Below are 13,258 nucleotides of genomic sequence, written 5' to 3' on the forward strand. Positions count from 1 at the left end.
TGTCACATGCACGTGGCCGCAAGTCTCTGCCCGGCCGCGCTTAATTTTCCGTGCGCGGCGGCTTCGGAGGCAGGAAATGCGGATAAGGCGGCCGCTTTCCGGCGTGCGGCCGGCCGCAGCGCACCGGAAGGAAGAAAGATCCGAACGGTCCTCGCGCCTGGATTGCGGCCGCAGTCCCTCGACGCCGCCTAATCCGAGGCGGGCTCCATCCCCACCCGTCCGGCCCTGCGCGGCCCACCCATGGCCGTGGCCACGGCTTCCAGCAGCATCGTGCCGGACACCGGTTTGTGGAGCAGCAGCAGCGGCCCGTTCTCCATGGCCTCGGCCACGCCGGCCACGGTGTCGCTTTCGGCATAGCCGGTGACCAGCAGTGCTGGCAGGCCGGGCAGGATGTCACGGACGGCCCGCAACAGGTCGAGCCCGGTCATGCCGCCCGGCATGGCGAAATCCGTGACCAGCAGGTCCGGCCGCTCTCCCCCCCGCAGACGCCGCAGGGCCTCGGCGGGCCCCTCGGCGCAGACGAGGCTGTGGCCCGCATCCGACAGGGTCTCGGCCAGTACGTCCCGCACCATCGGTTCGTCATCCACCAGCAGGATGCGGCAGGGCGCGTCCTGCGGAGCCGGCCGCGCCGCGGTGGCCTGCTCCACCCGGCCCTCCGCACACGGCAGCCAAAGGGAGATCACGGTGCCCTTTCCGAGCCGGCTGTCGATCTCCAGCGCCCCACCCGACTGCTCCGCGAAGCCGCGTGCCATGGCCAGGCCCAGACCGGTCCCCTCCCCTACCGGCTTGGTGGTGAAGAAAGGCTCGGTGACGCGGTTCAGCACCTCCGGCGCCATGCCCATGCCATGGTCGGCAACACGCAGACGCAGATAGCGCCCGGGCTTCAGCGCGGGCGAGGCCCCGGCCGCGCCCGGCAGTTCCAGCGCCTCGGCCGAAAGCCGGATCATGCCGCCATCCGGCATGGCATCCCGGGCATTGGCGGTGAGGTTGACCAGCACCGTCTCCAGTTGCGCGCGGTCGGCGAGCACCGGCGGCAGGGCGGGATCGACCGCCAGGGTGATCGAGACGCGGCCACCCAGCGTGTGCAGCAGCACTTCCCGCAGTTCGGTCAGCAGGAGGCCGACATCCTGCGGCTCCGCCCGCAGCTCGCCCTGCCGCGCGAAGCTCAGCAGGCGCCGGGTCACCGCGCCGCCCCGTTCCGCCTGTTCCGAGACCAGTCGGGCGAGGCGCCGCACGCTCGCCGGCTCCTCGGCCCGCAGCGCCATCAGCCGCGCGCCCCCCAGCACCGCCTGCAGCACGTTGTTCACGTCATGCGCGACACCGCCGGCGAGGCGACCCAGCGCCTCCATCTTCTGCGCCTGCGCCAGGCGACGTTCGCTTTCGGTCAGGGCCGCCGTGCGTTCCGCGACCAGCTGCTCCAGCCGCGCCGCCTGCCGCGCGCGGTCTTCGCGCGCCGCCACGATCTCGTCGATCCCCGTGCTGGAGCCGAGCCAGCGCAGGATGCGGCCCGATGCATCGCGCTGGGCCAGCGCCCGGACCAGGAACCAGTGATAGGCACCGTCCCGGCCCAGGAAGCGCATCTCGATGCTGTAGTCCTCGCCCGTTTCCAGGCTGTATCGCCACAGGCTGAGGGCATGCTCGCAATCCTCGGGATGCAGCACCCGGCGCCAGGCCTCCTCGTCGATCTGCTCCGGCGTCTGTCCCGTGAACTCGTACCAGCGGCTGTTGAGGTAATCGAGATTCCCGTCCGGCCGGCAGGTCCAGATGATCTGCGGCAGGACCTCCGCCATGGTGCGGAACCGGGCCTCGCTTTCCCGAAGTGCATCCGCGGCCCGGATGCGATCGGTGATGTCGCGCAGAACCCCGACGAGCCGCACCGCCCGGCCATCCTCGTTGCGCAGCACGCGGGCGCGGCCCTCCAGCCAGACCTCGCCACCGTCGGGCGCGGGGCGCAGGGGCCGGAAATCCACGGCAAAGGTATCGCCCTCGCGCGACATTCCCTGCCAGGCCGCGCCGATCCGTTCCCGGTCCTCCGGGTACGTCGCCGCTATCCAGTCGGCGGCGAGGATCCTGCCGCCCGGGGCCGTGACGCCGAGCAACTGGGCCGCCACGGGCGACAGCGTGCCCCCCTGCTTTCGCAGGTCGAGGTCCCAGGTGCCAAGCCCGTCGCCCTCCACCGCGAGGCGCAGCCGGGTTTCGCTCTCGGTCAGGGCGCGGGAGGCGGCGCGCGCCTCGGTCACGTCCTCCAGCAGGCCCACCCATTCCCGCACCCGGCCGCCAGCCTCGATGAGCGGCACCGCCCGCACCGAGAACCAGCCATGGAGCCGCTTCTCCCGGCCCGCCTCCTCGTCGCCCGCCGGCAGGGCGCGCCGGATGCGCCATTCGCCGCCATAGGGGCGCCGGCTGGCCAGCGAGGCGTGCCAGAGCGCATCCGCCACGCTGCGGTCGTCCGGATGCAGGGCCTCGAACCAGCCGCTTCGTCGCAGCCGCTCCACTGGCAGGCCGGTGAGGCGCGCCCAGGCCTCGGCTCCTTCCGGCAGGAGCCGGCCCGAGGGATCGGCGATCCAGACCAGCTCGCTGCTGGCCTCCACCAGGGCGCGGTAGCGGGCTTCCTGGGCCCGCAGGGCGGCGGTCACCGCTTCCCGCTCCACGGCCGCGACGCTGAGTGCGGCCGAGACCTCGGCGATCTCCCGGATTCCCGTGGGCAGCGCCAGCACGGCGCCGGATCGACCCTGGTCGGCCAGCAGGCCCAGCGCGTCGCGGATGCGGCGCGTGATCCGCAAGGTCAGCAACAGGCTTCCGGCCAGCAGCAGAAGCGCCACCCCAGCGGCGGGCAGGTAGTCCCGCAGCATCCCCTGATAGAAGAAGGCACGGGGCATCGACAGGGCGAGCGAATAGTCCTCCGTGGCGAGACGCGACCACGCCATGATGGCCATCACACCTTCCTGGTTCCGGACATAGGGCAGGACACCTTCCGGCGCCCGGGCGAGGCCGGCCACGATCTCCGGCGGGGCCGGGCGACCGATCATCTCCTCGCCGCCATGGGTGCGGGCAACCACGACCCCGTGCCGGTCCATCAGGGTGGCGGTCCAATCCTTCTGCATCAGGCGCTGCCGCAGCGCGCCACTCAGGGTCTCGGGCGCCAGCCAGAGCGCCGTGACGGCAAAGGGCAGGCCGGACGGGGCCGGGACCAGGATGCCCACCCGGCGGTCCAGCAAATCGGTCACCTCGGCCTGTCCGTCGCGCGCCACGCGCATCAGGGCCTGGCGCCAGCTTTCGGGAACGGGATCGGCCTGGGCAGCAGGGGACAGCGCCTCGATGTCGCGCCCCCGGGCATTGTAGAAGCGCAGGCTGCCCATCCGCGCCAGGGTCTGTGCCGGCGGGGTGGCGCGCAGGGCCGCGAGGGCGGACGCGGTGTCCGGGGAACCGGCCGGGAACGATGCCGGAAACTGCGCAGCGGCGAGCAATTCGCGCAACCGTGCCTCACCCAGCGCGAAGACCTGATCCGGCACCACCGCCAGCGCGCAGACGCTGGTGATTAGGTCGGAGGCCGTGCGCCGCATGTCGCGGCTGTGCAGGCTGGCCATGGCCCAGACGGCATAGAACGCGAAGGGCAGCACCGTGCAGGCGACCACCAGCAGCAGGTGGCGGCGCATGCCATAGAGCCGGCGCCCGGCCGGACGTGGCATCCGCGGTCCCCGTCCGGCCAGGGGCGCTTCGGTGGGCACTTCAGGTGACATGGAACCGGCTGGCCCGCTGACCGGCCGCATGGAACCGCACTTCGCGGCCCGCCGGAAGCCTGCCGAAGAGCGCGTGCCCCTGTCCGGAGGTGGAGGGAAGGCAGGCAGGCGCGGGGCGGCCGGGCAAGGGAGCGGCGGCCACTATCCCGCGCAGGGGCGCGTCAGGCGAGGCCAAGGGCACGGTAGAACCATTGCGACGGCGGCCAGGCGATGGCGATCTCCCCCCGCCAGATCAGCAGAGCCGCCACCACGGCGAGCAGGACGAGGATCGAGAGCGTCCAGGCCAGAACCAGGCTGGGGCCAGGCTCGGGGCGCGTGACGGGTGGAACAGGGCGCGGCGGTACCACGATCCCCTCGCGCGGCGGGCGCTCCCACTCCTCCGCCAGGGCAGAAGCGTGCTCCTGCGGCGCCGACCGGGGGGGTGGCTCCTCCAGGGCCAGGGCGGGGTCGGCCTCCAGGGCGCTGGCAGGCCGATCCGGGTGAGGCGTCCCGATGGCCTGGATCGGGCCATCGCCGGGCGATTCCTCCGCCGGTGCGTCACCACCTTCCGGCCGTGGCTCGCCGGGTTCGGCCACCATGGCCATGACGGGGTCCTGAGCCTCCGCCGCAAGCTCCCTGGCCGGAGGCTCGGCCGGTGGAGCGGCCGGGATGTCTTCCTCCACCACGGCGGCGGCCTGGCCCTGTTCCGGCAAGGGGAGCCAGTCCCGGCCGCAACGGGCGCAGCGCACCGTGCGTCCGGGCGACAACATCGCCTCCGGCACCTCGTAGGCCGCCTCGCAGCCGGGACAAACGATACGCATGCGAACTCCCTCGGAGCGATCCTAGCCTCATGCGGGCACGCGTGGCACACCCTGCCCCCATGGTGCGCTTCAGTGATGCGACCCTCCGCTACCCGGACCCGAATGGAGGAACCGGAAAGGAGGCCCTGCATGGTCTGCGTTTCTTCCTGCCCGCGGGCTCCTTCACCTGGCTCACCGGCGAATCGGGGGCGGGAAAGACCACCCTTCTCCGCCTCATGCAATGCGGGCTGCGCCCCAGCGCGGGCGAGGTCGAGATCCTGGGCGTGCGCCTGTCGCGCGCGCGCCGCACCGCCCTGCCCGCCCTGCGACGCCGAATCGGCTCGGTCTTCCAGGACTACCGGCTGCTTCCCTATCTGAGCGCCTTCGACAACGTGGCCCTGCCGCTCCGCCTGGCCGGTCGCTCCGAATCCTCGCTGCGGGCCGATGTGACGGAGATCCTGCGCTGGGTCGGCCTCGGCCACCGGACGGATTCGCTGCCGGAGCAGCTCTCCGGCGGCGAGCAGCAGCGCGTGGCCATCGCCCGGGCGGTGGTGGCGCGGCCGGAACTGCTGGTGGCGGACGAGCCGACCGGCAACCTCGATCCGCGCCAGGCACACCGCACCCTGGCCCTGCTGAACGAGATGAACCGCCTGGGCACCACCGTGGTGGTGGCGACCCATTCCCAGGAGCTGGTGGAGGCTTTCCCGGCGCCGGTCATGACCCTCTCGCGCGGGCGGCTGGTGCATTTCACCGGCCACGACCAGGGCGAGCTGGACGCCTACGACGCCTGGACCGAGCAGCCGGAGGCCGGGGAAGACGGGCTCGACGAGGATGAGGAGGCGCCGCATGGCTGAGCGCCGGCGCTCCCGCGATCCGCTTGGCTTGCGCCGGGCGCTGTCGAGCAAGCTGCTGCCCGGGCTGGTGGCAGCCATGGCGCTGCTCGCCGCCCTGGCCCTGGCCGGGGCGCATGGCGCGGCAGCCCTGGCCGAGCGCTGGCAGTACGGGGCGGCGGCGGCGGTGACGGCGCAGGTGCCCGACCCCACGCCGGAGCGCATGGCGGCGGCGCTGTCCGTGCTCCGCGCCTCGCCGGAGGTCGCCTCGGCGGAAACGGTGGACCCGGAGCGGATGGCGGCGCTGCTGCGGCCCTGGCTGGGGCAGTCCTCCGCCGCCTCCTTCCCGCTGGCCCTGCCGGGGGTGATCGAGGTGCACCTGCGCGATCCCTGGGGCGATGGGGATGGCGATCCCGAGGCGCTGGCCGGGCTGCTGGCCCAGAAGGTGCCCCGGGCCGAGATGGAATCGCATGGTATCTGGGTCGCCCGCCTCGCCGTCCTGGCGCGCAGCGTGGAGGGCATGGCCTTTGCGGTGCTGGCGCTGGTGGCCGGGGTCTCGGCGGCGGTGGTAGCGGTGGCGACGCGGGCCGGCCTGGCGGCGCGGCGAGAGGCGATCGGCATCCTGCATGACCTGGGCGCCACGCATGGCGCCATCGCGGGGCGCTTCGCGGCAAGGGTGGCCGGGTTGGCCGCGAGCGGGGCTCTATTTGGGACAGTGCTGGCCGCCCCGGCCCTGATGGCGCTGGCGCGGCTCGCCGCCCCCTTCATGGGCGGGGGTGGCGTCGGTGGGCCGCGGGGCGCCATTCCTGGTGCCGCTGTTCCGGTGACCGGTCTTTCCTGGGGTGGGCTCCCCTGGGGAAGCCTGCCCTGGACCGGGCTGCTGATCCTGCCTTTCGCCGCCGCGCTGATCGGATGGCTGACCGCCCAGGCCACCGTGCGCCGATGGCTGCGCCGCCTGCCGTGACCGGGGCAACCAGGCCGGGACGGTCCCTGCATGGGCGGGGCCCGGTGAAGAACCCGTGCTGCCGGGCCCCTGCCGGGATGGTGCCGTGAACCTCCCGCCGCGTCTGCGGACCCTCACGCCGGCCTTGCGCCGGGCCTTCACCGGGCGCCGGCTGCTGCGGCGCGGCGCCTTCGCCCTGCTCCTTGCCGTCTCGTTGGCCATCGGGGCGGGCTATGCCTGGTTCCTGGATGCCGCCTCCGTACCGCCGCCGCCCCGATTGCCGGAGGGGACGGGAATCGCGGTGCTGACCGGCGGCCCCGACCGGGTCGAAACCGGGTTGCGCCTGGCGGCCGCCGATCCGGGCGCGCCGCTGATCATCTCGGGCGTCGGGCGGAACACGGATATCGCGGCCCTTGCGCACGAGGTCAGCGTGGAGCCCTGGCCCTATCTGGACCGGATCACCCTGGGGCACACGGCCCGCAGCACGCGCGGCAATGCGCGGGAAATCGCCGCCTGGGCGCGGGGGCACGGGATCGGGACATTGGCGGTGGTCACCGCGGGCTTCCACATGCCGCGCGCCCTACTGGAGATACGGCGGGAGTTGCCGGATACCCGGTTGATCCCTTATCCCGTCGCTCCCGCCCGTGCCCGGCCCCCGGCCATGCTGCGGGAGTACCTGAAATTCGCCGGCGCCCTCGCCGGCCTTTCCGCCTATGGCCGCTCGGAGCCGGACCCTTGATCGCCTTGCGCTCCGCGCTGTTCAACGCGCTCTTCCTCTTCTCGATGGCCGTCTTCCCCTGGATCGGCCTGATGCTGCCCCGGCGCATGACGCGGCCCTTCGTGCGCGGCTGGACTCGCTGGGTGCTGCGCTGGATGGAGCTGATCTGCGGCATGCGGGTGCGGGTGACGGGGCTGGAGAACATCCCGGCCGGCCCCTGCATCGTCGCGTCCAAGCACCAGTCGGCCTTCGACACCTTCGTCTGGCTGACCCTGCTGCCCCATCCGGTCTATGTCATGAAGCAGGAATTGCTGCGCCTGCCGGGCTGGGGCGCGCTGGCGCGCCGCTTCGGCTCGGTGGGGGTGGACCGCGCCGGCGGCGCCACGGCCCTGAAATCCATGGTGCGGCAGTCGCGCGAATTCGCCGAGCGGGACGGGGCGCAGCTGGTGATCTTTCCGGAAGGCACCCGCACCGCGCCGGGCGAACGCGTGCCCTGGCAGCCGGGCGTGGCGGCGCTTGCTTCCGCCACAGGCCTGCCGGTGGTGCCGGCAGCCACCGACAGCGGGCGTTTCTGGGGACGCCGCTCCTTCGCCAAACGGCCGGGAACCATCACCCTGGCGATCCTCCCTGCCCTGCCGCCCGGCCTGCCCCGCGCCGAGCTGATGCGGCGGCTGGAGGATGACGTGGAAACCGCTTCGGCCGCGTTGCCTGGGGGACACCCGCCCCCCGGGCCCTGACGGGGATGTCGAACGGGCGGCTGTCAACACGCATCTGTGGATAATTTGGTGGAAGAGCTGCGGGGCGATCCTGTCATGCGCCACCATCACCACGCGTCAAGGGCTTGCCAAACCACGGTTTTGATGCATCGGGCCTTGAGCGCCCTTTGTTCTTCTTCTTTTTATTTCAACGCTTTAACGGCAGGCACAGGCTATCCCCAGCCCATTGTGGGCAAGGGGGCGCAAACCAGCCCGGCGCTGGGGACGACTCCGCCCGAACCTGTGGACAACTCTGCGGAAAGCTGCGTGGCGATTGGGTTTTTTCAGCCTCGGTTTTCCCGGTCCGGCTTTTCCCCAGGCTTCGCCTCACCGAAGGCCGTGCCAGGCACCGCCCCGGCCGGCGGCAGCAGGTCGGCCAGCCTTTCCAGTGCCGCATCCCTGACCCCCAGGGCCCGGAGTTGCGATACGGTGTTGAGCAGATAGTCACGGTTGCTGCCCATCGCCCCGATCCCGAGGCCGATGGCGTGCGCCGCCTCGTCCGGACCCAGCCCGGCGCAGTAGGTGTCCGACCGGCGGTCCACCACATAGGCCACCGCCCGCACATCGCGCCCCTCGTCCAGAAGCCGGACCTTCAGGCGCATCTGGTGGTAGGAGCCGCCGGACATCTCGCGTTCGTGGAGATAGTCCAGAACCTCCGCCGCCCGGCTCCGGACGACGCGCAGCGCCACGCCCCGGCAGGCGCCGCCCCGGTCGAGGCCCAGCACCAGGCCCGGGCGTTCCGGCGTGCCGCGATAGCGGGTGGAGCGGATGCAGAAGCGGCGATGGTAGCCGCGCAGCAGGGCCGGGTGCGTCCCGTCCACCGCGAAGCCCGGCTTCCAGATGAGCGAGCCATAGGCGAAGACGTAGAGCGAACCATCCGCGTCCAGCAGCGCCTCGTCCAGGACGGGCGGCGGCTCGGTTTCCGGTGGGCTTCGGGTGCCTTCGGGGGCTGCGGAGGGGTCAGGGGTCATGCGGTCGGCCGGGGGGCGCGCTATAGCGGTTGGCGTGGATACCGAGAAGAACGGCGCGCCCGCGCCAGGCACATGGCAGGCTTCCCAGGCAGGACCGGATGCCCCCGCGCGGATGGCCGATGGCCAGGACACCAGAGCCGGAGGCGGGCGGAGCGCCCAGTCCCCTCCGGAGCGCGCTTCGGGACGCCGCTCCGCCCGGCGCCGCCGGCTGCGGCCCGCGCCGCTGCTGCTGGGGCTGACCGTGCTGCTGGCCGGGCTGGCCGCCGCCCATGCCATGCTCTGGCACTGGATGGGCGGGCGGCTGGAGGAAGGCTTCACCGCCTGGGCGCAGAGCCGCCGCGCGCAGGGCTGGCGGGTGGAGTACGGCACGCCGCAAAGGGGTGGATGGCCCTTCTCCGCCACGCTGCACCTGCCGGATTTCCGGTTGAGCGGCGGCAATGCCACGCTGCCGGGGGGGATCGACTGGCGCTCGCCGGCCCTGGACTTGCGGGTCGTGCTGCCACGGCTGGACGAGCTGCGCATCGAGCCCAAGGGGCCGCAGCGGCTGCGCCTGGGTACGCTGGAACTGCCCTTTGCGGCGGACCGGCTGACCGGGCTGCTGCCCTTGCAGGCGGATGTCCTGCCCCGCGGCGGCGAGTTCCGGGCCGAGCGCCTGCGGCTGGGCCTGCCCGGCACCGCCGCGGATGGCGGGCTGGAGATCCGCCGGCTGGATGTCACGCTGGACACGCGCAGCAGCGCCACGGAGGGCGAGAGCGCCATTGCCCTTTCGGTTCAGAGCCAAGGCATCACCCTGCCCACCCTGCCGCAGGGGCGAAGCTGGCCCCTGGGGCCGAGGATCGAATCGGCGGGGCTGACCGCTTCCATGACCGGCCCCCTGCCCGTCGGCCGCATCCCGACCCGGCGTGCCGAAATCTGGCGGGATGCTGGCGGCGTGCTGGAACTGCGCGACGTGACCCTGCGCTGGGGTCCCGCCGCGGCGGCCGCCGCGGCGACGCTGGCGCTGGACGAATCGCTGCAGCCGATGGGCGCCGGCACGGTGCGCCTGGTGGGTGCGCAGGAGGCCCTGTTGATGCTGGGCGCCGGCGGCGTGATCGACGCACGCACGGCCGAGACCGCGTCCCGCATGGCGGCGCTCCTCGCCCGGCCGGGCGCCGAGGGCGAACCGCCTCAGATCGAGTTGCCGCTCACGCTCCAGGACCGCCGGCTTTCGCTGGCGCGGCTGCCTGTCCTGCGCCTGCCGGAACTGGTCTGGCCGGTGCCGCCGGACCACCGCGACAGCGAGGAGTAGCACCGCCCGGCCGTCAGGCCGGCGCCGGAAGCTCTGCCTCCTGCCGGAAGCGGAAGGGGGTGGAGCCGGTGGTGCTGGGGTCCATGGCGAGGCGATGCGCGAGCGGCGGAAAGGCGCGGGAACGGCAGTCCGGCCGGTCGCAGAGGCGGCAGGAGAGGCCGATGCCGACACGGGCGCGGTCGAGGTCCAGCCCATCGGCGTAGAGCACCTCCCCGGCGCGGGAGATCTCGCAGCCCAGCGCCACCACATGCACGGGCACCGGCTCGCCCCAGCGCGCCGCGCGGCCCTCCACGGTGCGGGCGATGCAGAGGAAGGCGGCACCATCGGGCAGTTCCACCGCCTGCACCCGCAGCCGGCCCGGCGTGGCGAAAGCGTTGTGGACGATCCAGCGCGGGCAGGAGCCGCCGAAGCGGGCGAAGGGGAAACCGGCGGCGGAGAAGCGCTTGCCGACATTCCCGGCCGGATCGACGCGCAGGAAGAAGAAGGGCAGGCCACGCGCCTCCTCCCGCTGCAGGGTCGTCAGGCGCTGGGCAGCCTGCTCGAAGCTGACACCGAAGCGGGTGGCGAGGCGGTCGAGGTCATGGCGCAATTCGGCGGCGGCGGCGCGATAGGGCTCGTAGGGCATCAGCAGCGCCGCGGCGGCGTAGTTCAGCAGGCCGATGCGGATCAGGTTCGCGGCTTCCGGCGTCGAGGGCGGCTGTGGCGCGAGGCAGGCCTCCACCGCCTCCCGCGCTTCCAGCAGCATGAGCTGGAAGGCGAGGTGGAAGGCCCGGCTCTCGCGCGTCAGATCCTCCGACAGGTCGAGCCTGCGGGTGGCGGGGTCGTAGTGGCGCAGGTTCCCCTCGGTGGGGCCGACGAAGATCGAGACGCCGTGGCGGGTCCGCAGCCGCTCGCCGATCGCATGGCCCGAATCGGTGCCGCCATCGGCCAGCTCCCGGCCGATCGCCTCGGCGGCTTCCTCCAGTGGGGGGAAGTGGTTGGCGCGGTCCTGGAAGAAGTCCCGCGCCTCCTCGGTCGGCAGGATCAGCCGGCGTCCCGAAGGCAGGGCGATGCCGCCGGCATCCTCTCGCGCCACGCGCAAGGCGCGGTAGAGCGCGAGCATGGCGCGGGCCGCCGTGGGCGAGCCCTGGACCAGTGTGGCGAACTCGGCCTCCGGCACGGCCTCCAGCCCCAGCAGCGGATCGCGCAGGACCTCCCGCAGCCCCGTTTCCACCTGCTTCTCGCGCTGGCCGGACAGGGCGGCGAGATCGACGCCGAAGGCATCGGCCAGCTTGAGCAGGAGCGAGGCGGTGACGGCACGCTGGTCGTGCTCGATCAGGTTCAGGTAGCTGGCGGAAATGCCCAGCCTCGTGGAGAGCGCCTGCTGCGTGACGCCGCGTTCCTGGCGCAGGCGGCGGATCGTGGGACCGATCAGGGTCCGGGACATTTTTTTACAGACCTTACATATTTACAGGCTTCACAGTGAAGTTCTTCACAGCTTGCCCGTTGCACAGCAAGGAAAGCGTGGCTTGCGCCGGAGAGCAATGTCAATTCTTCACGAAGGCACTCACATGAGGTGGAGGGCGGTGGTCAGACCTCGCTGCGGCGGAGCAGGTAGTCGAGGCCGCCGACGCGGTACCAGTGATAGCCATAGGCCTCCATCAGGATGCGGTGGCGGCCGTGCTTGTCGGGGCGGCTGTGGTCACCAGACAGCAGGTTCACCAGAAGGCTGTCGTGCGAACCCTCGGCGCCCGGGTCGATCATGATCTCCCGCGCCTCGGCGCTCAGGTTGTGGATCACCAGCACCGAGTTCCGCCGCCAGTCGTAGCGCAGCGCCAGAACCTCCGGCGTGCCGGTGGAGACAGGTTCGAAATCGCCCCAACTGATTTCCGGCACCTCCTTGCGCATGCGGATGATGCGCTCGGTCCAGTTCAGCAGGGATTCCGGGTCCCGCCGCTGGTCGGCGACGTTGACGTGCTCGAAGCCATAGGCGCCGCCGGAAATGACGGGTTTCGCCGGATGGCTGCTCCTGGTGAAGCCGGCCTGCGGCTCGCTGGACCATTGCATCGGCGTGCGGGCGCATTCGCGTTCCGGCAGGCTCAGGTCGTCGCCCATGCCGATCTCGTCGCCATAGCGCAGGACGGGCGTGCCCGGCAGGGTCATCATCAGGCTGTAGGCCAGCTCGATCCGGCGCCGGTCGCCCTGCAGCATGGGGGCGAGGCGCCGGCGGATGCCGCGCCCGTAGAGCTGCATCGAGGGGTCGGGGCCAAAGGCATCGAAGACGGTCTGGCGCTGCCGCTCCGTCAGCCGGCCGAGATCGAGCTCGTCATGGTTGCGCAGGAACAAACCCCATTGCCCCGTGGCAGGGCGGGGCTTGGTCTTCTCCATGGCCTTGACCAGCGGGCGGCTGTCGCCGCTGGCCAGGGCGTAGAACAGGGTCTGGTTGACCTGGAAGTTGAAGATCATGTGCATGCGGTCGCCGTCGTCGCCGAAATACTGGAGGTCGGCCTTCGGCAGCACATTGGCCTCGGCGAGGATGATGGCGTCGCCGCGCCGCCACTGCAGGAATTCGCGGAAGCTGCGCAGCATGTCGTACTGCTCGACGGGCCTCGTGACGCCGGGGCCCTTCTTCGCGATGACGAAGGGCACGGCATCCATCCGGAATCCGGACACGCCGAGTTGCAGCCAGAAGCCCATGATCTTGAGGATTTCCGCCTGCACATGCGGGTTGGCGGTGTTGAGATCGGGCTGGAATTCGTAGAAGCGGTGGAAGTACCAGGCTTTCGCGACGGGATCGCGGCTCCAGGTGCTGTCCTGCACGCCGGGGAAGACGACGCCCTGATCCGCATGGGCGGGCTTCCGGTCGGCCCAGACATACCAGTCGCGATAGGGCGAAGCCGGGTCCTTGCGGGCGGACTGGAACCAGGGATGCTCGTCCGAGGTGTGGTTGACCACGAGGTCGATGATCACGCGCATGCCACGCTGGCGGCAGGCATGGGTGAATTCCACGAAGTCGCCCAGCGTGCCGTAGCGGGGATCGACGCCGTAATAGTCCCTGATGTCGTAGCCGTTGTCGCGGCCCGGCGAAGGCTGGAAGGGCATCAGCCAGACGGTGGTGATGCCCAGGCCCTGGAGGTAGTCGAGGCGCCGGGTCAGCCCCTCGAAATCCCCGACGCCGTCACCATTGGCATCCATGTAGGTGCCGACCGACAGGCAGTAGATGACGGCGTTCTTGTACCAGAGGTCGTCGATCAA

10 protein-coding genes are annotated in these 13,258 nt (G+C 71.7%); 5 read left to right on the top strand and 5 right to left on the bottom strand.

Annotation, left to right across the window (positions count from 1 at the left end; all coding sequences use genetic code 11):
* Positions 1-188 precede the first annotated feature (188 nt).
* Positions 189-3,689 (bottom strand): PAS domain-containing protein, encoded by a 3,501-nt coding sequence (locus RGI145_RS15270; RefSeq protein WP_075799021.1) that lies wholly within the window; start codon positions 3,687-3,689, stop codon positions 189-191.
* Positions 3,690-3,901: 212 nt separating this feature from the next.
* On the bottom strand, positions 3,902-4,540 hold the full coding sequence (locus tag RGI145_RS15275; RefSeq protein WP_075799022.1) for a zinc-ribbon domain-containing protein: 639 nt from the start codon (positions 4,538-4,540) through the stop codon (positions 3,902-3,904).
* Positions 4,541-4,599: 59 nt separating this feature from the next.
* On the opposite strand from RGI145_RS15275, the gene RGI145_RS15280 reads away from it, so the two are divergent.
* The 4 genes from RGI145_RS15280 (at position 4,600) to RGI145_RS15295 (ending at position 7,747) form a co-directional block, all read left to right on the top strand.
* Positions 4,600-5,373: a cell division ATP-binding protein FtsE gene (locus RGI145_RS15280; RefSeq protein WP_075799023.1), complete on the top strand. Its 774-nt coding sequence runs from the start codon at positions 4,600-4,602 to the stop codon at positions 5,371-5,373.
* Positions 5,366-6,313, top strand: a complete 948-nt coding sequence (locus tag RGI145_RS15285; protein ID WP_083670793.1) for a cell division protein FtsX — start codon at positions 5,366-5,368, stop codon at positions 6,311-6,313. The genes RGI145_RS15280 and RGI145_RS15285 overlap by 8 nt, the downstream gene beginning before the upstream one ends.
* Before the next feature lie 85 nt (positions 6,314-6,398).
* Positions 6,399-7,031, top strand: a complete 633-nt coding sequence (locus RGI145_RS15290; RefSeq protein ID WP_167668293.1) for a YdcF family protein — start codon at positions 6,399-6,401, stop codon at positions 7,029-7,031.
* Entirely contained in the window at positions 7,028-7,747 is a 720-nt protein-coding gene (locus RGI145_RS15295) for a lysophospholipid acyltransferase family protein (RefSeq protein ID WP_083670796.1), read from the top strand. The genes RGI145_RS15290 and RGI145_RS15295 overlap by 4 nt, the downstream gene beginning before the upstream one ends.
* A 302-nt stretch (positions 7,748-8,049) precedes the next feature.
* Here RGI145_RS15295 and RGI145_RS15300 read toward each other — a convergent pair whose 3' ends face one another.
* Complete coding sequence (locus RGI145_RS15300; RefSeq protein WP_237183090.1) at positions 8,050-8,736, bottom strand: gamma-glutamylcyclotransferase; 687 nt, start codon at positions 8,734-8,736, stop codon at positions 8,050-8,052.
* Between the two features lie 112 nt (positions 8,737-8,848).
* Between RGI145_RS15300 and RGI145_RS15305 the strand changes: the two genes are divergently transcribed.
* Positions 8,849-10,024 (top strand): DUF2125 domain-containing protein, encoded by a 1,176-nt coding sequence (locus tag RGI145_RS15305; RefSeq protein WP_075799025.1) that lies wholly within the window; start codon positions 8,849-8,851, stop codon positions 10,022-10,024.
* Between the two features lie 13 nt (positions 10,025-10,037).
* Here RGI145_RS15305 and RGI145_RS15310 read toward each other — a convergent pair whose 3' ends face one another.
* Both RGI145_RS15310 and RGI145_RS15315 read right to left on the bottom strand, forming a co-directional pair.
* A complete protein-coding gene (locus RGI145_RS15310; protein WP_027282841.1) occupies positions 10,038-11,450 on the bottom strand; it encodes a helix-turn-helix domain-containing protein in 1,413 nt (470 codons plus the stop codon).
* 143 nt (positions 11,451-11,593) lie between these two features.
* The gene (locus RGI145_RS15315) at positions 11,594-13,258 is read right to left on the bottom strand and encodes an alpha-amylase family protein (protein WP_075799026.1); all 1,665 of its coding nucleotides are present in this window, start codon (positions 13,256-13,258) and stop codon (positions 11,594-11,596) included.

The organism is Roseomonas gilardii (assembly GCF_001941945.1).
Lineage (GTDB): Bacteria > Pseudomonadota > Alphaproteobacteria > Acetobacterales > Acetobacteraceae > Roseomonas.